This window comes from Amycolatopsis mediterranei (assembly GCF_026017845.1).
Taxonomy (GTDB): Bacteria; Actinomycetota; Actinomycetes; order Mycobacteriales; family Pseudonocardiaceae; genus Amycolatopsis; species Amycolatopsis mediterranei.
Map to the genome: position 1 here is coordinate 8,423,416 of NZ_CP100416.1, position 17,995 is coordinate 8,441,410.

General features: G+C 68.8%; 19 protein-coding genes. 7 read left to right on the top strand and 12 right to left on the bottom strand.

The features are described 5' to 3' along the window. Positions 1 to 649 precede the first annotated feature (649 nt). The gene (locus tag ISP_RS37930; RefSeq protein ID WP_230468536.1) at positions 650 to 1,258 is read right to left on the bottom strand and encodes a TetR/AcrR family transcriptional regulator; all 609 of its coding nucleotides are present in this window, start codon (positions 1,256 to 1,258) and stop codon (positions 650 to 652) included. A gap of 46 nt (positions 1,259 to 1,304) precedes the next feature. Between ISP_RS37930 and ISP_RS37935 the strand changes: the two genes are divergently transcribed. Beyond that, positions 1,305 to 1,814, top strand: a complete 510-nt coding sequence (locus tag ISP_RS37935; protein WP_265049927.1) for an SRPBCC domain-containing protein — start codon at positions 1,305 to 1,307, stop codon at positions 1,812 to 1,814. A gap of 183 nt (positions 1,815 to 1,997) precedes the next feature. Here ISP_RS37935 and ISP_RS37945 read toward each other — a convergent pair whose 3' ends face one another. Continuing rightward, positions 1,998 to 2,849: a Rossmann-fold NAD(P)-binding domain-containing protein gene (locus tag ISP_RS37945; protein ID WP_013229086.1), complete on the bottom strand. Its 852-nt coding sequence runs from the start codon at positions 2,847 to 2,849 to the stop codon at positions 1,998 to 2,000. Positions 2,850 to 2,963: 114 nt separating this feature from the next. Between ISP_RS37945 and ISP_RS37950 the strand changes: the two genes are divergently transcribed. Continuing rightward, entirely contained in the window at positions 2,964 to 3,278 is a 315-nt protein-coding gene (locus tag ISP_RS37950) for an ArsR/SmtB family transcription factor (protein ID WP_013229087.1), read from the top strand. Between the two features lie 121 nt (positions 3,279 to 3,399). On the opposite strand, the gene ISP_RS37955 is transcribed toward ISP_RS37950, so the two are convergent. The 6 genes from ISP_RS37955 to ISP_RS48185 all read right to left on the bottom strand — a co-directional run bounded on the left by ISP_RS37955 (position 3,400) and on the right by ISP_RS48185 (position 6,893). Further along, a complete protein-coding gene (locus ISP_RS37955; protein WP_230468537.1) occupies positions 3,400 to 3,669 on the bottom strand; it encodes a hypothetical protein in 270 nt (89 codons plus the stop codon). A gap of 156 nt (positions 3,670 to 3,825) precedes the next feature. Beyond that, positions 3,826 to 4,698 (bottom strand): SDR family oxidoreductase, encoded by an 873-nt coding sequence (locus ISP_RS37960; RefSeq protein WP_013229089.1) that lies wholly within the window; start codon positions 4,696 to 4,698, stop codon positions 3,826 to 3,828. Positions 4,699 to 4,930: 232 nt separating this feature from the next. Then, complete coding sequence (locus tag ISP_RS37965) at positions 4,931 to 5,368, bottom strand: SgcJ/EcaC family oxidoreductase (RefSeq protein ID WP_013229090.1); 438 nt, start codon at positions 5,366 to 5,368, stop codon at positions 4,931 to 4,933. 190 nt (positions 5,369 to 5,558) lie between these two features. Beyond that, positions 5,559 to 6,176 carry a nuclear transport factor 2 family protein gene (locus tag ISP_RS37970; RefSeq protein WP_320109489.1) on the bottom strand — a complete coding sequence of 206 codons (618 nt, stop codon included), beginning with the start codon at positions 6,174 to 6,176 and terminating at the stop codon, positions 5,559 to 5,561. An 85-nt stretch (positions 6,177 to 6,261) separates the two neighbouring features. Continuing rightward, positions 6,262 to 6,369 (bottom strand): FO synthase, encoded by a 108-nt coding sequence (locus tag ISP_RS48180; RefSeq protein WP_320109490.1) that lies wholly within the window; start codon positions 6,367 to 6,369, stop codon positions 6,262 to 6,264. Beyond that, the gene (locus tag ISP_RS48185; protein ID WP_320109491.1) at positions 6,369 to 6,893 is read right to left on the bottom strand and encodes an FO synthase; all 525 of its coding nucleotides are present in this window, start codon (positions 6,891 to 6,893) and stop codon (positions 6,369 to 6,371) included. Before ISP_RS48185 ends, ISP_RS48180 begins: the two co-directional genes overlap by 1 nt. A 240-nt stretch (positions 6,894 to 7,133) precedes the next feature. Between ISP_RS48185 and ISP_RS37980 the strand changes: the two genes are divergently transcribed. Continuing rightward, on the top strand, positions 7,134 to 8,096 hold the full coding sequence (locus ISP_RS37980; RefSeq protein ID WP_013229093.1) for an LLM class flavin-dependent oxidoreductase: 963 nt from the start codon (positions 7,134 to 7,136) through the stop codon (positions 8,094 to 8,096). Positions 8,097 to 8,098: 2 nt separating this feature from the next. After that, positions 8,099 to 8,848, top strand: a complete 750-nt coding sequence (locus ISP_RS37985) for an SDR family NAD(P)-dependent oxidoreductase (protein ID WP_013229094.1) — start codon at positions 8,099 to 8,101, stop codon at positions 8,846 to 8,848. A 39-nt stretch (positions 8,849 to 8,887) separates the two neighbouring features. Here the strand turns inward: ISP_RS37985 and ISP_RS37990 are convergent, their stop codons facing one another. Then, positions 8,888 to 9,778: a bifunctional transcriptional activator/DNA repair enzyme AdaA gene (locus tag ISP_RS37990; RefSeq protein ID WP_013229095.1), complete on the bottom strand. Its 891-nt coding sequence runs from the start codon at positions 9,776 to 9,778 to the stop codon at positions 8,888 to 8,890. Positions 9,779 to 9,987: 209 nt separating this feature from the next. Continuing rightward, complete coding sequence (locus tag ISP_RS37995) at positions 9,988 to 11,256, bottom strand: cytochrome P450 family protein (RefSeq protein ID WP_013229096.1); 1,269 nt, start codon at positions 11,254 to 11,256, stop codon at positions 9,988 to 9,990. A 421-nt stretch (positions 11,257 to 11,677) separates the two neighbouring features. Between ISP_RS37995 and ISP_RS38000 the strand changes: the two genes are divergently transcribed. Next, positions 11,678 to 12,394, top strand: a complete 717-nt coding sequence (locus ISP_RS38000; protein WP_013229097.1) for an RNA polymerase subunit sigma-70 — start codon at positions 11,678 to 11,680, stop codon at positions 12,392 to 12,394. A gap of 124 nt (positions 12,395 to 12,518) precedes the next feature. Here the strand turns inward: ISP_RS38000 and ISP_RS38005 are convergent, their stop codons facing one another. Continuing rightward, positions 12,519 to 14,051, bottom strand: coding sequence for an FAD-binding protein (locus ISP_RS38005; protein ID WP_014467614.1), 1,533 nt, complete (start codon positions 14,049 to 14,051; stop codon positions 12,519 to 12,521). A gap of 510 nt (positions 14,052 to 14,561) precedes the next feature. Between ISP_RS38005 and ISP_RS38010 the strand changes: the two genes are divergently transcribed. Together ISP_RS38010 and ISP_RS38015 are read left to right on the top strand one after the other, a co-directional pair. Beyond that, positions 14,562 to 15,509 (top strand): LLM class F420-dependent oxidoreductase, encoded by a 948-nt coding sequence (locus ISP_RS38010; RefSeq protein WP_230468539.1) that lies wholly within the window; start codon positions 14,562 to 14,564, stop codon positions 15,507 to 15,509. A gap of 88 nt (positions 15,510 to 15,597) precedes the next feature. Next, positions 15,598 to 16,173 carry a dihydrofolate reductase family protein gene (locus tag ISP_RS38015; protein ID WP_013229100.1) on the top strand — a complete coding sequence of 192 codons (576 nt, stop codon included), beginning with the start codon at positions 15,598 to 15,600 and terminating at the stop codon, positions 16,171 to 16,173. Positions 16,174 to 16,281: 108 nt separating this feature from the next. Here the strand turns inward: ISP_RS38015 and ISP_RS38020 are convergent, their stop codons facing one another. Continuing rightward, positions 16,282 to 17,748 carry an MFS transporter gene (locus ISP_RS38020; protein WP_034284773.1) on the bottom strand — a complete coding sequence of 489 codons (1,467 nt, stop codon included), beginning with the start codon at positions 17,746 to 17,748 and terminating at the stop codon, positions 16,282 to 16,284. Positions 17,749 to 17,995: the final 247 nt, after the last annotated feature.

Below are 17,995 nucleotides of genomic sequence, written 5' to 3' on the forward strand. Positions count from 1 at the left end.
AGGAGGCATGAGGACATCCTTCCAGCAGAACCCCTGGTCCTGCTAACTCGGTGTCCACTACCCGGGGTGAACCTCAGCTCCGCCTTATTCGCGGGCCAGGCAGCCTTCCGAACGCGCCCGACCGACCGATCAAGTAGCGCTGGCGAGGAGCTTGGACCAGGTGACACGACCCGGCAGTTGCGAGCCCGAGGGGAGCCCGAGAGTGCACGGACACGACGACAGACGCCGACACAGGGCGGCACTGCCGCGACCCGACGACCGAGGAAAACGACCTTGCCCGGCATCACTCGACACCGTCCGACACCTCAAGATCACCACTCTTAACCAGCGGGTTCGGGGTTCGAGTCCCTGATGGCGCACCCCCACTCCCCAGGTCGAAGATCTTCGACCTGGGGTTTTGTGTTATCCGGAATCATTTCTTCCGCTTTCTGTCCGTCCACAATGGCCGGTGAAGAGCCCGAGCTGTCGCGTTGCCGTCCGCGGGACGCGCCGAGGTCGCGGCACCGTGACGCGGATCATGCGGCCCTGCCGCACCGCCAGCCGTCGCGCTGACAGCCACGCGGCTAGAGCGTTGGCCGAAGGCGGGAGCAAGTCGTGCGGCAGGCCCCTGCTCGCGGCTTCTGCCGAGCGCCGAGGACCGCTCGGAAGATCAGCGAGCGAGTCCGTGCAAGAGCACGTTGACCAAGCGGCGAAGTTTTCGACGGTAGGCGCCCGGCGTCACGGTGGCGTTCTCTTTGGCCCCTAGCGCGGCGTCGAAGACGACTCCGGCGGCTTGCGCGGCAGTAAGGCCCGCCCGATCCAGGTCGAGCTCGCCTTGTCGCGAGGCGTCCTCGAGAACCTGCTCGACCAGCTTCGCGGAGTGCCTGCGCGCAGCTGTGGCGATATCGCCGCAGACTCGGCTGTTTTCGTCGAGCAGCTCGCCGCCGTGCTCCGAGGACGACGTCAGCGCGACGAAGGGCGCGAAGCGCGCCAGTAGGACGTCGTACAGCTTCTCGGCGATGGGACCTTCGCGTTCGGCGGCCGTGCGCATGGCGGAGAGCTGGTCATCGTGCAATGCCGCGACGATCGTGCGGAACACTTCTTCCTTGTCGGCAAAGTGCGCGTACACGGTGGGCCTCGACACACCGGCGGCCGCGGCGATCGACTCGATCGAGGCTCCGCGGAAGCCGTCCGCGAGGAACGCCGCCCCTGCGGCGTCGAGGACCGCCTTTCGAGCGGCGGCCCCTCTCAGCTGCTTGGCAGGCACTTTCGGTGGCATCGCAAGAACATACCAGCGGCTCGGCCACTGGTTTAATCTTGGCATTTTGCAAAAATCCGTAAACACTTCGCTGACAACCGTAAGCTTCTCACCCGAAGGCGCGGCAATCCATGAGGTCAACTTCGGCCGGAGCACTGCTTCACCCGAAGCCGTGTGGGCGCGTCTGGTCGATCCGACCGGGTGGCACGACTACTACTCGAACGCGCAAGACGTCCGCCACCTCGAGGGCAACTGGCCGCGGATCGAGCTGGGCTCCAGCTTCTCCCGGGTGACGTTCGGGGCGCGGGTGACCACCGAGGTCACCGAGTACGAGCCCTTCGAGCGCCTGGCCTGGACCGGGAAGGTAAGAGGAGCTCGCGGCCACCACGCCTGGCTGCTGACTCCTCGGGACGACGGCGGGACCGACATCCGCACGGAGGAGACCCAGCGCGGCACCTTGCTGGTCGCGCTGCGGCCGGTGCACGCTCCTCGGGTGCGCCGCATGCATCAGCTCTGGGTGGACAACCTCGCCGCCGCTGCGGCGGCGGGCATGGGCGGAGTCGACCAGCGCGGCTGAGAGGTCCAGCAGCCCGGCGGCACGTAGCTCGGCGAGCGGGCGTTCGTGCAGCTGCTGCAGGCGCCGGCCTCGTGCCATTCGGTCAGCCGCCGCCGGCAGGTGGCCCTGGAAGGGCCGAACAGCGCGGTGGGCAGGCGGTTCCAGCCGATGCCGGACTTCGGTCCAGTCCGCGGGCAACGGTACTCAACCGGCCGGCGCCGCCCACCGGGCCGCGTGCTCCTCGACGAACTGCGCGAAGGTACGGGGCGGACGGCCGGTCAGGTCGAGTACGGCGGTGCTGATCTCGGCTTCGTGGCCGGCCCGGACGCCGGCGTCGGCGGCGGCGAGGATCGCGGCGAACTCAGCGAGTATGCCGTCCGCCTGCAGCTGCGCCGTCTGCTCGTCCGCACTGACACGGACCACCCGGACCGGCAGGCCGGTGCCGGCGGTGATGATCGCCGCCGCCTCCGGGTAACTCAGCGACTGCGGGCCGGTGAGCAGGTAGTCACGCCGGTCTCCTGGGACGGCGTCGTGATCGGACAGCAGGGCGGCGGCGGTCGCCGCGATGTCGCGCGTGTCGATCCAGCCGATCCGGCCGTCACCGGCCGCGGTGCGGATTTCCCCGTCTCGCCGGATCCGCCGGCCCAGCGGGTGCGGGCTCAAGAAGTTCTGCATGAACCCGGACGGGCGCAGCACAACCCCGCCGGGCTGTGCCCGGACCTCCGCCGCCAGCTCCGGTGCCCTCGGGGCCAGCGGGATGGCAGAGCCGAGCAACACCACTTTGCGCACGCCGAGGTGCCGCGCCTCGGCCAGGAACGGCCCGACCGAGGGCATCGGGTCGACGCTTTGGACCGGCGGCACCAGGAAGACGCGGTCCAGACCGGCCAGAGCGGCCTGGTGGGTGGCCGGATCGGCCCAGTCGAACCGGATTGCGTCCGGATCGCCGTCGGCCGGGTTGCGGCTGGCCACGCGAACCGGAACACCACGGCCACGCAACAGCCGCACCAGTTCGCCACCGGTTTTCCCGGTACCGCCGGTCACGAGCACTCCGGTCATCGGGTGGCCTCCGCGAGGATGGTCGACGACATATCGTTTGATGCTTGTCGAATGATCACACCACGGGACGATAGGTTACTATTCGATGAGCGTCAAACGATTGATCGGAGACGGATGCCGCGCGCGCTACCCGAGCCCTCGGTCGACTCCTTCGACCTGACGGTCATCCTCGGCGCACTGGCCGAACCGGGCAGGCGCGCACTGATGACCGAGCTGTACCGCAGCCCGGAGCCCATCGACTGCGCCGTCATCGCCGCGACGGTCGATCTCGGCCTGAGCAACCCGACGATCTCCCACCACTACCGTGTCCTGCGAGAAGCAGGTCTGATCAGGACTGTCGCCGAGGGACGCAAGCGGATGGTCAGAGTGCGTCGCGAAGAGATGGAGGCGCGTTTCCCCGGTCTGCTGGCGGCGATACTCGCGACTTGACCCGAGCTGATCCAGTGCCGGGGCGGGCCGATCCCGCCGAGCTCGCGATCGGCCGTCCCGCGCCGGCTACGCCTTGCGCGGGACGAGGCGATCGTCGACACCGGCCGACCCGCTCGCCCCCTCATTGCCTGCCGTCGTCTCCTGCCCGGCCCACCACCTGGCCGGGGTAGTCCCGGAAGTAGCTGAGGAAGTACTCGACGTCCGGCTCGAACCGGATTCCGTGCCGGTCCGCCAGCAGCTCCCGGCTCTCGGCGGAGATGGCGACGTCACCGCCCTGGTACTCGCCGGGACTGCCGCCGAGCAAACGCGCCAGCTCGTCCTCGCCGAGCCCGGGCAGGTCCTGCTCGAACACCAGGCTTTCATCTCGGCCGTAACCGGTGACCGCCCACATCTGCTTCTCCATTCGCCTGGCCGGGTCGCCTCACGAAGGAATACGCCCGGTGCTCATGGCGGCGGAGACCTGGGTGGCCCGGCCGAACGGCGTGTAGGTGCAGCGCGCCCGCTCGCTGCTACGACGGCCGGCGCCACCAGCGGTGCGTCCCAGGCGTCAGCGGAAGATCTCGATGTGGTCGGCGACCCACTGATCGAAGGTCAGCGGCGGCCGGCCGACCAGCTTCTCGAACGTGGGCAGGACCTTCACCGCGTGCACCTGGAACTCCTCGCGGGTCAGGTTGCCCAGCGTCGTCTCGACGACCAGGGGCTGGCGGCCGGACTTGGCCGCGGCGTCGCGGGCGGCCGCGATCGGGACGTCGACCACAGTCAGCTCGCGGCCGAGCGCGGCACCCAGCTTCGCCACGCGTTCCCGGACCGTCAGCGGCTCCGGGCCGCCGAACCGGTAGGTCTGGCCCTGGTGGCCCGGCTCGAGCAGCGTCGTGACGGCGACCGCGGCCACGTCGCGCGGGTCCACGACCGCGACCGGAGTGTCCACCTGCGACCAGAACACGGTGCCCTTGGCCTTGACCGGGCCGGCCCACAGCCGCGCGTTCGAGGTGAACTCGCCGGGGCGCAGGAAGGTCCAGGCCGGGCCGCCGGGCCGGGCGCCGATCTGGCGCAGGGCCCGCTCGCCGGCCAGGTGCCAGGTGCTGACCAGGTCGGTGAACTCGTACTCGGCACCGATGATGGACAGCTTGACCACGTGCCCGACCCCGGCCTCGGCCGCGGCCTGCCCCAGGTTCGCGTCGTGCAGCGGCGTCTCCGGCCCGCCGCCGGAGAGCAGGAACACACTGTCCGCGCCGGCGACGGCCGCCGGCAGCGTCTCCGGCCGGCCGAGATCACCGGCGACGAACTCCACCCCGTCGCCGAGCACGGCCGCGGCCGCCGCCGGGTCCCGGGTCAGCGCCCGGACCGGGCGGCCCGCCTCGACCAGTTGCCGCACGACCTCTCGGCCGACCGTGCCGGTCGCCCCGGTCACCAAGATCATGGTCTTCTCCCTCTATCGACATCGACGGTTGCCCCTGTGCCGTAACAGCAAGGTAGAGAAATCCGGGTCGGCTCGCCTCTCCTGTGGTGCGCTGATCCCGCGGGTGGGAATACGGCACGTCGCGGAGACGTCCACTGTCGGAGGTGGACGGTCCGCGACGTGTCGGTGTTTCGTGATGGCTCGCCGGATCAGGCGTTCAGCGGGAAAGGACGGCGATGGCACGGTCGAGCCGCTACTCACCCTGCAGCGGCTGATCGGCCAGGCGGCCGTTCTGGTACGCGGCGATCTTCCAGCCCTCGCCGTTCTTGGCCATCACCCAGGTGGCCCGCAGGGCGCGCGCGGGGTGCGGCTCGGTCTCACCCTCGGTGAGCACGCCGCCCTCGGTGATCACCACGGCGGTCTCGGGCGACAGGAACTGGACGTCGACGATGTTCTGCAGCAGGGTCGTGCCCTTGTGCGCGGCCTTGAACTGGTGCACCGTCATCTTCCGGATGACCTCGCGGCCCTTGAAGTAGCGGTCGCCGGACAGGATCATGTTGGCATCCTCGGCGTAGGCGTCGGCGAACCCGTCGGGGTCGTTGGCGGCCCACGACTCGGCGATGCCGTCCACGACCGCGCGCACCGCGGCCACCTCGGTCTCCGTCGCGGTGTCAGCAAAGTTGGTTGTCATCGGTGAACTTCTCCCTTATTTCCGTTCCAGCATCCGCAGGCGTGCCCTGCTGCCACCGATGTTGCCGCACCCCGACACCCGTGACTTCTTCAAAGTTGCGCTCGAAATCGGGAATAAATCAGCACCAAACAACTGCGTGGATCCGTTTATTCCTGGCCGGCATTACTATTTTCGGTGACAAACCCGTCATTCACGATCGGGACACTGGCAGCGGCCGGTACGCGGGGCTGTTTTCGTAGGCGGCGGTCCACCACCGGCCGTCCCGCTCGACCACCACCCAGGACGCGCGGATCGCCTGGTCCTCGGCCACCGCGCTCTCCCCGTGGCCAGGCGGACGCCCTGCGTGATGAGGACGGCGCAGCCGTCGCCGAGGGACGTGACAGGCCCGGGACGCGATGATCTTCCGGGTCGACGACGCGATATCGGCGGCCTCGGCCGCGGGCGTTTGCGAACTGGCCATGAACTGTTTCATTCGGCTAGATTCAGAGAGTTCACGGGTCCGGGACGGATAGCTCGCGCCGTGCAGTTCGATATTCTTTTCGAGATTCATGAGAGCGTGTTTTCTGATTGCGTGCACGTCCTGAAAAACACGCTGGATGGGAATATAGAAATAGACCGATGAACCGCCGCTGACGCTGTAGAGAATGTCCACGGCCCGCCGCGCAGGTCGGACATCGCGCGGGCAATGACATGCCATCCACAGGAACGGGACCACACCCAGGACGTCCCGCGCGTTTTCCACCATGTTTCTTGCCCTCCGGCACCGGCCGTTCACACGAGCGTGAAGCCGCCGCCCGGAGGAGCACATCTCTTCCCGTGCGCGAGGTGTTCACCACATATCCGTGACGACGTCATCGAGCACGCCGGGACAAATGTGAAAGAGCGCGCGCCGGCTACCGAACCGGCGAGTAGGTGGTGGTGCGCTGCCAGGCCAGGCGGTCGGCCAGCCGCTCGAGCTCGGCGACGGTACGCACGGCCATCCGGGAGATCGTCTCCTCCATCAGGGTGCCGCCGACGTCGTTCGCGCCGCCGCGCAGCACCTCCGCCGCCGGGTCGGTCCCGGCCGGGCGATGCCGGCGAGGTGGATCGGCGCGTTGTGGTGCACGCACGGCAGGCCGGCGAACTCGGTGAGCCCGCCGGTCTCCTCGGCGATCCGGGCGAGCACCCGCAGGTGCGCCGGCCCGTGGCCGGGATGGTCGTACATCATGGCCGAGGAGGACCGGATCCCCAGCGTCGAGACGATCTCCATCGGTGGGAACGTGTGCACGTGCATGCCCGGCATCTCGGCCGTTATCGCCCGCACGATGTCGGCGTAGTAGCCCACCGGCAGCTTCGGGTCGATGCCGTCCTGCATGCAGACCTCGGTGGACTCGTGGCCGCGGGCGTCCAGCCACTCCCGGGCCTGCGGCCGGTCGCCGAGGGTGGTGCCGTCGGCCGCGCGGCGCAGCGCCGTCTCGTTCGGCCGCGGCGGCGCCTGCAGGGGCGGAATGGAGACGTCCACGGTCACGCCCGGTGGCTGTGGCATGCCAACACAATACGGCGGAATCAACAATTGCCAGTACAGCCGAGCAACGATGAAGAAGGCGCTGCCGTACCGGTCCAACATCGCAAACCGGAAGAAGCCGACCCGCTGGGCGGCCGTGATACTGGGAACAGACACCGCAACAGGTCGCCACCGACGTGGATGCGATTCGGTTGTAGACCGACCGTGGTTCCGGGCGGTGGGGAACTGTGTCCGCAGCCAGCGAAGCAGGAGGAATGCACGGTGTCCGTTGAAATTGGCATCGCACTGCCAGTCCGGGAGTTCGCAATACTTGGCGCGCGGGACGCCGAACCCCTGCTCGATCTGTCCCGCGAGGTCGAGGAGCTCGGGTTCGACTCGGTGTGGGTCGGCGACTCGTTCGTCGCGCGGCACCGCCTGGAGCCGCTGACCCTGCTCGCCGCCATCGCCATGGTGACCAAGAAGATCACCGTGGGCACCGCGTCCCTGACGGCGGTGCTGCGCGATCCGCTGGCCCTCGGGCACATCATGGTGACCCTCGACCAGATCAGCAAGGGACGCTTGAAGCTGGGCATCGGCACCGGCGCCCCGCTCCCGGTGCAGGCCGAGTACGACGCGGTCACCATGACCTACCGGGAGCGCCGCGAGCGCGTGGACGAGGCCGTGCAAGCCTGGAAAAAGGTGTGGCGGGGCGAGGACGGCAGCCTGGTCGGCAAGTACCGCAACCTGTCCGGCCTGCGCGACCAGGGCTCGCCGGTCCAGCCCGGTGGTCCCGACCTCTGGCTGGCCAGCAACGGCAAGCCGCTCGCGGTCGAGCGGACCGGCTCGTTCTACGACGGGTGGCTGCCGGTGCGCATCGACCCGGACGAGTACCGGCAGTCCCTCAAGCAGATCCGCGAGAGCGCGAAGGCCGCCGGCCGTGACCCGGAGAAGATCACCCCGGCGGTGTACGTGAACGTGAACGTCAACGCCGACGCCGCGGTGGCCGAGGCGGGGCTCAACGACTACACGATGCGCTACAACGAGCTGCCGCTGCCGGCGATGCTGCCCTACCAGATCTACTGGGGCGGACCGGAAAAGGAAATGGTCAAGTTCCTGCGCGAGTACGTCGAGGCCGGCGCGCGGCACATCGTCATCCGGATCAGCTCCTTCACCGACTACGAGCGGCACCTGCACGCCATCGCGGAGAACGTCCTACCCGCCATTCACTCGATTCAGGTGGACTGAACATGCGATTCGAAGACAAGGTCGTCCTCGTCACCGGCGGCGGCACCGGCATCGGCCGGGCGGCGGCGATCGCCTTCGCCGGTGAGGGCGCAGCCGTGCTGGTCACCGGTCCGGACGAGGAACCACTCCGGCAGACCGTCAAGGAAATCGAGACGCACGGCGGCACGGCCGGCTACCTCGTCGGCGACATGACCGACGAATCCGACGTCCGGGCCGCGGTCGACGCCGCCGTGCACCGGCACGGCGGGCTGGACGTGGCGTTCAACAACGCCGGCATCATGGTGCCCGGGCCGCTGGCCGACCTGGACCCGGAAACCTGGGCGAAGGGCCTGTCGGTGGCCACGATGACCTGGCTGTCGATGAAGCACGAGATCGCCCACATGCGCGCGCACGGCGGCGGGGTGATCGTCAACATGTCGTCGATCATCGGCACCCGCCGGACCATTCCCGGAACCGGCGCGTACGGTGCGGCGAAAGCGGCGATCAGCTCCATCACGCGCACCGCGGCTCTGGAGAACATCGGGGCCGGTGTGCGCATCAACAGCGTGAGTCCGGGCCCGGTGGCCACCCCGTTCTCGCTCATCCGCGGCGAGACCGAGGACGAGCAGGCGGCCCGGATGCGCAGCGCCCTGCCGATCGGCCGGGTCGGCAGCCTCGACGAGGTGGTCGGCACCGTGCTCTGGCTCGCCTCGGAGGACTCCGGGTTCGCCGTCGGCACCGAGGTCGTCATCGACGGTGGCGCGACGGCATGATCCGCGGCGGTGCCTCGCCCGGGCCGTTCCCGGGACGGCTCAGGCGAAGCACACGCTGACCACGGCGGGTTCGGCGCGGATCGCCTGCCGGACCCGCTGCCGGAACGCGGCGGTGAGGATGTCCGCCGGCAGCAGGTCGCGGCCTTGCTCCGGCGGATCCGCCGTGCCGAACGCCCGGACGGCGAGCGCGGCGAACGCCTCGTCGGCGCCGACCAGCCGGGCGTGCACGAACCGCCGGCTGAGCTGCTCGCGCAGGTCGCCCGGGCACTGGCCGACCAGGACCGCGCACACGCCGTCGTCGGTGGCGGCGACCAGGGCGTGCCCGAGCGCGCAGCCGGCCTCGGCGAAGCGGATCACGGTGCCCAGGCCGCCCGACCGGAACGACGAGGGCGTCATGCCGAGAATGTCCCGGATCACCGTGTAGAAATGCCCGTTGGACCGGAACCCCGACCGGTAGATCGCCTCGGATATCGAGGGCGCGACGGCGAGCTCGTGCCGCACGCGGTTCTCCCGGGCGTCGGTGAGATAGGCGTGCGGCGTCACCCCGGTGTACAGCTTGAACATCCGCTGGAAGTGGAACCGGCTCAGCCCGGCCTCGCGGGCCAGCTCGTCGAAGTTGGGCGAGGAGCAGCCGTCGCACTCGGCCAGCGAGCGGCAGATCCGGGTGATCGTGGCGGCATACCATTCCCGCAGCCCTGGCCCGTCCGGCTGGCAGCGGCGGCACGGGCGGTACCCCTCCTCCCGGGCCTGGGCGGCGGTGTCGTAGAAGGTGACGTTCTCCCGCCGCGCCGGCCGGGTGCCGCAGGACGGCCGGCTGTACCGGCCGGTGGTCCGGACTACGTAGTAGAACGCGCCGTCGGCCCGGGAATCCCGCTCCTGGACGGCTCGCCACCGCTCGTCTTCACTGACATACGGCCGTTCGTCGTCCATCGTGCAACTCCGAGCTCGGGTAACGCGGGAACGACGTCCTCGCCTGAACTGGACGAGGAAACGCTCCTGGTGATGACCGGGTCCGTGGCAGACCAGCGGGCCGTCCTCATGGGACGGTCGCCGATCTTCGCCCTGACCAGCTTGTAGTACTCGCCGTCGAAGGCGGTCTTCCCCCCGCGAACCACTCTACGAGACGGGCTGGACCCGGCTCAGGCCGCGACGGTGCGGTCCGCGCCGGATCGCGTTGCCGCAAGGCGAACCGGCACCGAGCGGTACCCGTTCATGATGAAGGTGGGCGTCGCCTGCAGCTCCGTCCGGTCCACGGCCAGCTCCAGGTCGGGGAACCTGGCGAACAGCTTGCCCAGGCCGATCTTGACCTCCTCGCGGGCGATCGCCCAGCCGAGGCAGAAGTGCGGACCGACACCGAAGGCGAGGTGCGTCTTTTCGGCACGGTCCACATCGAACTCGCCGGCCGTGTCGCCGTGCACCTCCGGGTCGCGGCCGACACCGGCGTAGTTGACCAGAATCGCGTCGCCCCGGGGAATCGTGACGCCGTCGATGTCGATGTCCTCGACCGCGTAACGCAACGGCAGGTGTGCCACCGGGCCCTCGATCCGCAGCCCCTCTTCGATCGCCTCGTCCCAGGAGACCTCGCCGGCGAGCACGCGGTCGAGCTGCTCGCGGTGGGTCAGCAGCTCCACCAGGAACTTGCCGAGGAAGTCGACCGTGGTCGAGGTGCCGGCACCGAGGATGGCGAAGAGCGTGCCCAGCAGCTCTTCCTGGGTCAGCTTGGAGTTCTCGTCGTCCCGGGCGAGGATCAGGTCGCTGGTGATGTCCTCGCCGGGGTCGTGCTGCTTGAGCTCGATGAGATCGGCGATCGCGCTCTGCCACCCGATCAGCAGCGCCTGGGCCTCCTCCGGGCTCACCGTAGTGTTCACCATCATGTCCATGACCTGGGCGGTCTTGGCCCGGGACTGCTCGGACATGCCCAGCATGTCGGCCATCAACCGGGCCGGTAGCGGATAGCAGAACCGTTCCCGCAGGTCCACGACCTCGCCGGGGGCGACGGCGCCGAGGCTGTCGACCAGCTCGTCGACCAGTTCCTCGATCCGCGGCCGCAGCGCCTCGATCCGCTTGGGGCTGAACGCCTTGCTGACCAGCCGACGCAGCCGCACCTGGTTCTTGCCGGTCGCGGTGGCCATGTTGTCCATGGTGATCCAGCTGATGAGCTCCCAGTCGGGCGGGATCTCGTTGTTGACGAAGGCGGTCCAGTGGTCCCGGGCGCTCTTGGTGACCAGCGGGTCCTTGAGGATCTGCTTGGCGCCCGAGTAGTGGTTGACCGACCAGACCACGACGCCGCCGGGCAGCTCGACCTGGGTGGCCGGACCTCGCCGGCGCAGCTCGTCGGCTTCGGCGTGGATGTCGGTACCTGCGGGGTCCAGTGCGAACGGGCATCGACCGGTAGCGTGATCGTCCACTGTGGCCTCCCTTCTCGTGTGGGTCCAGCATGTCCAAGTGCGACCACCCGCACTACTCCGGTCGTGCTCTCCTGCTCGGGCCCGATCGCGGCCCGGTCGTTGGCAGAAGGCCAGGTAACGGTGTGCATCCGGCCGGGCACGCAGCCGGAGCGGAACCGGGCCGTCCTTCTTCGAGGTTGCTGATTCACTGGCGCGGAGCCGGTCCGCGACGGCACGCTCCTGTTCAGCGGCACCACTTCTCCCAGATTGCTGCGTCCGTTCTGCCGGTCTTCCAACGTGCTCCGTCGCGCCGCGGCGATGGTCGAACTCGTCCGGTCGTGGATAGCCTCGGCGGTGGTGCGCGGGCCCCGGATCCGATTCCCGTTTTCGGGTCGGGTGGGAAACACGCGGCCGACGAACCGGTGCGCTGGAGGAGTGAATGATGACGACTCGAGCCGCCGCCGACTGCGAGGAATTCGTGCGGCACACCGAGCAGTTCCGGCGGCAGCTGTTCGCGCACTGCCGACGGCTGATGGGTTCGGTGGACGACGCCGAGGACGCCGTCCAGGAGACCTACCTGCGGGCCTGGCGCGCGTTCGGCGCCTTCGAGGGCCGTTCCTCGGTGCGCACCTGGCTGTTCCGGATCGCCACCAACACCTGCCTGACCGCGATGCGCCAGCGCCACCACAACGTGCTGCCCGCGGGCCTCGCGGGACCCGACGACGAGGCGGCCATGGCCGTCCTGGCGGCGGCCTGGCGCGGCCAGGAGATGCCGCCCCAGCACGGCTTCGCCGATCCCGCGGAGATCGTTGCGCTGCGCGAAAACCTGCGCCTGGCCCTCATGGCCAGCCTCGAGTACCTGCCCGCCCGGCAGCGGGTCGTGCTGATCCTGCGCGACGTCCTGGACTGGCCGGCCAGCGAGGTCGCCGAGCTGCTTGAGACCACCACCGACGGGGTCAAGAGCACCCTCAAACGCGCGCGTACCCGGATCCTGCAGGAGGCCCCGGTCGCCGAGGACGTGGTCGAGGTCGCCGAACCCGGCCGGCGCGCCCTCCTCGACCGGTACATCTCCGCCTTCCAGAACTCCGACGCGACGGCCCTGCGCAACGTGCTGCGCCACGACGCCGTCCACGAAACCCTCGCCATGGCCGTCGCTTAGGGCGTGTCTGACCATCTCGGTTGGTTGCGGGGATCATTTACGCGAACTGGCGGTCGGAAATTGAAAAAGCGTCCCTCCGCGCGCTGAGCGTGGGGAGGGACGCTTCCGTCAGGAGCCACACGGCCTACGTGGTGCCGATGGACTGGCGGTGGTGGAAGAAGTTGAGCGGATCCCAGCGGCGCTTGGCCTGCAGCAGCCGGGCGTAGTTTCCCTTGTAGTACAGGGTGTACCAGGGAGTGCCGGACTTGTTGAAGTTCGGGTCGCTCAGGTCGCCGTCCGGGTAGTTGACGTAGCAGCCGTCCGTGACGTCGTTGGGCACGGGCACGCCGCCGGTGTCGGCGTAGGTGTCCGCGTAGCCGCGGCGCATCCAGTCGATGTGCTTGGTGTCCTCGGCGGGGTCGATCCACTGCGCGGACCAGAGCATCTTGAACGCCGCGCCGCGGTGCGGAATCGCCGTCGCCGCCGGGTCGACGACGCTCGCCTGCCCGCCGTACGGGGTGAACTGCACGCCCGCCAGGGGGTTGCTGATCGCGGTGCTGGTGAGGTGCCGGTACACCGCGGCGATCTGGTTGTCCGGGAAGTTGCCGCGCATGAACGTCGACTTGTACTCCGCCCGGTAGGTCGGGTCGTTCAGCGGCGGGTTCGTCGTGCCCAGCATGCGGGTCGCCTCGAGCCAGGGCAGCTGCCGCGCCTGGACCAGCTCCGGCATCGGGCTGATCTCGGCCATCCGGTTGGTGAGCGGGACGTGCGTGGCCGTGACACCGTTCTGCATGTAGGCGATGTAGGTGTCCAGGATCGTGTGGGCGTTGGGGACCGTCGCGTCGACCTGGGTGATGAGCCCGATCTGGCCGTTGGACTGGTGGTTGAGCAGCAGGTAGCTCGTCACCACCCGGTTCGGGTTGTCCGCCCCGCGGTTGGCGACGTGCCAGCTCGCGTAGTTCCGCGCCAGCCGGGTGAACTGGTCCTGGGTGAGGCTGCTCCAGTTGTAGGCGATCGCGCTGATGAGCACGTCGTGCGGCGGGCGCGGCAGCATGGTCCGCGGATCGGAACCGGTGGCGCCGGGCGTCTTGAACCAGTAACGGGTGATGACGCCGAAGTTCCCGCCGCCGCCACCGGTGTGCGCCCACCACAGGTCCCGGTTCGGGTCGTTCGCCTCCCGGGTCGCCACCACGGCACGAGCGGTTCCGTTGGCGTCGACGACGACCACCTCGACCGCGTAGAGGTGGTCCACGACAAGACCGTTGACCCGGACCAGCGGCCCCCACCCGCCGCCGGCGACGTGCCCGCCGGCGGCGACCGAGTAGCAGAAGCCGGCCGGGACCGTCACCCCCCACTGCTTGTACAGGGTCTTGTAGATCTCCAGCATCGTCGCGCCGGACTCGATGGCGACCGCGTTCATCGCCGGGTCGTAGTACACGTTGTTCATCATGGTCATGTCCACGACGACCTTGACGTCCGGGTTGAAGATGAAATCCTCGTAGCAGTGCCCGCTGGAAATGACCGTCAGCCGCTTCTTGTACGTGACGGCCTCCTGGACGACCTGCACGACCTGATCCGTGCAGTTGACGATCCGCACGGATTCCGGCGTGCCGATGTACCGGGTGTTGAGGCCGCGCACGCAGTCGGCGTATTGCGGATCATTCGGCGTCACGGCCACAGCTGACGGTATTGCACTCTTGCTCGTATTGTCGTTACCACCCTGAGCGGCCGATGCCGCCATGAGCCCACCTCCGGCTAGCTGTGCGATTCCCACCACACCGGCTCCGAGCACGGCGCGGCGCCCCAGGTTACCGTCAGCCATGGAGTCCTCCAAAGTTAGGCTTAACGAACACGACTTCACCGGTGTCCCCACCGTTCACCCGTGCCGGGTGAAACCACCGATTCGATTACCGACGGTACCCGGCGCCCGTTCCGCGGGCGCTCCAAATGTTGCTGTCACTTTGAACCGGAGTAGCCCTTCCGAGCGGCTGCGTAATCGCTACAGCGCAGGCCGACTGTCCACAAGGAACGATCAAGAAACCTCCGGCTCCGATCACCCACAGTGAAAAGATTTCGCCGCCGATACGGCGGGAAAGAAAGTTGTTGACGGTGCGCTCCCTTTCGCCGCCCGCGCCGGTCTGTACGTGGTGACAAGACGAACGACCCGACCGAAAGAGAGGTGTGCACGTTGGCTATCAAGCATGGTGTGTTCCTGCCCCAGGGCTTCTCGCTGGAGCTCGCGGGCATGCAGGACCCAGCCGAGGCGTACCAGGCACTGACCCGCGTGGCGAAGGCCGCGGACGAGAACGGCTACGAGACGGTGTGGGTGGCCGACCACCTCCACAACGCGATGAACACCCAGCACATGCTGTTCGAGTGCTGGACGACCACCACCGCCCTGCTGACCGCGACCGAGCGGGTCCGCGTCGGCACCATGGTCACCGGCAACGGTTACCGCAATCCCGCGCTGCAGGCCAAGATGGCCTCGACGCTGGACGTGATCTCCGGCGGCCGGTTCACCTTCGGCATCGGCGCCGGCTGGTGGGAGCCCGACTACCTGGGCTACGGGTACGAGTACCCGGACGCCGCCGAGCGGCTGCGCCGGCTCGACGAGGCCTTGCAGGTCATCCTCGCGATGTGGACCCAGGAAGAGGCCAAGTTCGACGGGAAGTACTACCAGGTCAACAGTGCGATCAACCAGCCGAAGGGCATTCAGCAGCCGCACATTCCGCTGCTGATCGCCGGTGGCGGCGAAAAGGTGACGCTCAAGCTGGTGGCCAAGTACGGCGACCAGTGCAACGTCGCCGGTGACCCGGCCTTGCTCGCGCACAAGTTCGAGGTGCTGAAGAACCACTGCACCGCGGTCGGGCGCGACTTCGACAGCATTCACAAGACCTCGCTCACCCTGTGCATCATCGCCGACACCGACGAGGAGGCCGCGCAGCAGGTTCCGCCGTGGGCGCCCAGCGTGTTCCCCGGTGACGTCGCCGAATACGGGTTGATCGGGACGATCGACACCGTTCGCGACCGGCTCGCCGCCTACGAGGCCGCCGGCGTGGACGAACTGGTCATCACATTCGTCGACGCCCTGGAACTGACCACGATCCAGCGGTACGCGCAGGAATTCCTGCAGTAGTAGCGTAACCGGGGATTGGTCGGGTCAGTTCGTGGACCGCGCCCGCCGAAAGCGCGGGCGCGGTCCACCGGCATGAAGGAGGGACACATTGCGGAAGATCATTGTTTCGACCCTGGTGACGACCGACGGCATCGTAGAGGATCCGGGCGGGATGACCGGCTTCGAGCACGGCGGTTGGGCGAACCGGTATTTCAACGAAGAGGTCGGAAAACGATCACTTGAACGCCTGGGGTCCTGTGACTACTTCCTGTGCGGCCGGCACACCTACGAGATGTTTTCGAAGGCGTGGCCGAACGTCGCCGGACCGTACGCCGACCGGCTGAACGCGATTCCGAAACTGGTCGCCTCGACGACCCTGACCGAACCGCTCACCTGGAACGCGAGCCTGCTGAACGGCGACGCGATCGGCGCGCTGAAGAAGCTCAAGGAAGAGGACGGCCAGGACATCCTGATGTACGGCAGCGTCACGCTGATGCGCTCGCTGCTGCACAACGGACTGGTCGACCAGCTGGATCTCATGGTCTGCCCGGTCGTCCTCGGCACCGGGCAGCGACTGTTCGGCGAGGGTGGTCCGGCGCTGGAGCTGGAGCTCACCGGGCACACCCGCCTCGACACCGGCATCGCCATCCTGAGCTACCACCCCCAGCCGCCCGCGACGAGCTGAGCACCGCGGCGGTCACACCCGGACCGATGCCTCGGATCCCCGTAGCACAAGGGATCCGAGGCATCGGTCGGTTGTGGACACACAGGCACCGTGCCGGGCCATCCGCCGCTACGCGGCCTCGTCCAGCTCGGTCGCGGGCGGGTCGGCCGGGACGGCCACCACGCCGCCGCGCCGGCGGAACACGCCCGGCAGCACGACCAGGACGCCGAGTGCGGCAAGAGCGATCGGGATGCTGATCGCCGGGACGAACCCGTCGACGAGCGCGGCCGCTCCCCCGCCGGTGCCACCGCTGGCCGTCAGCACCGCGGTGACCACGGCCAGCCCGATCGCGCCGCCGACCTGCAGCGAGGTGTTCAGCAGGCCGCCGGCCAGCCCCTGCTCGTGGTCGGCCACGCCGGCGGTGGCCTGGATGTTGAACGAGGCGAACGCCATCAGGAAGCCGATGCCGAGCAGGACCATGCTCGGGAACACCGCGGCCCAGTAGCCGGAGTGCTCGTCGACGCGCAGGAACAGCACGTACCCCAGCACGTGCGCGAGCAGCCCGCCGAAGATCATCCGCTCGGTGCCGATCTTGAAGATCAGCGGTCCGATCTTCGGCGAGCCGAACGCGACGAACAGGGCGGAGGGCAGGAAGCCCAGCGCGGTCTGCAGCGGCGACCAGCCCAGGACCGACTGCAGGTAGAGCATCACCACGAACAGGAAACCGAGGTAGGCGCCGAAGAACAGCGCGATACCGAGGTTCGCCGTGGCCAGCGGACGCGACCGCAGGATGCCCAGGCGCAGCAACGGGCTGCGGCTGCGCCGCTCGATCAGCACGAACGCGACCAGGAGCGCCACCGCGCCGACGAAGCCCAGCACCGTGCGGGGCGCGCCGAAACCGGCCTCCGGGGCCTGCACGATGGTGAACACCAGCAGCAGCGTGCCGGCGGCCCCGGTGATCGCGCCGGGCAGGTCGTAGCCGATGCCGCCGCGTTCCGGGCGGTGGCCGGGAACCACCCTGGCGGACACCAGCAGCGCGACGAGCGCGATCGGCACCGGCAGGAAGAACGTCCAGCGCCAGCCGACCTGGGTCAGCAGCCCGGAGACCACCAGGCCGGCGGCGAACCCGCTGGCGGCGAACACCGCGTAGATCCCCAGCGCCCGCCACCGGGCCGGGCCTTCCCGGAACGTCGTGGTGATGATCGACAGCGCGGCGGGCATGGTGAACGCCGCGGCCACGCCCTTGATGAACCGGGTGGCGATCAGCAGCGCGCTGTCGTCGACGATGCCGCCGAGGAACGAGGCGACGATGAAGACCGTGACGGCGGCGAGGAAGACCCGGCGCCGGCCGAGCAGGTCCGCGGTGCGCCCGCCGAGCAGCAGCAGGCCGCCGAACCCGAGCGCGTAGCCGCCGGAGACCCACTGCAGCGCGCTGGTGGACATGCCCAGGTCGGCCTGGATCGCCGGCAGTGCCACGCCGACCATCGAGACGTCGAGCGCGTCCAGGCCGACGACCACGGACACGGCCAGCAAAATGGCCCACAGGCGGCCGTCCCACCGCGCCGAGGTGGTGGAAAGCGGAGTCGGAGAACTCATGTTCCGACAGTACCGACGGGGATATCCGCCGTGTTCTCCCAGAATGCGTATTCCGGACGCGTGCGGAAATGTTACCAGCGTACCGGGAAGAAAGGCGCGGGTGTGCGCACAACCGGGATCACCGGCCCGGACCAGCGCCTCGGCCCGGCGTAGCGCTGCGTTGAGGCCGGCCGCCCCGCCGTCCCCAACCAGCCCGCGGGCGATGCCGGGGCTGGCCAGCGCCTCGGCCACCGTGTCCGTCGCCATG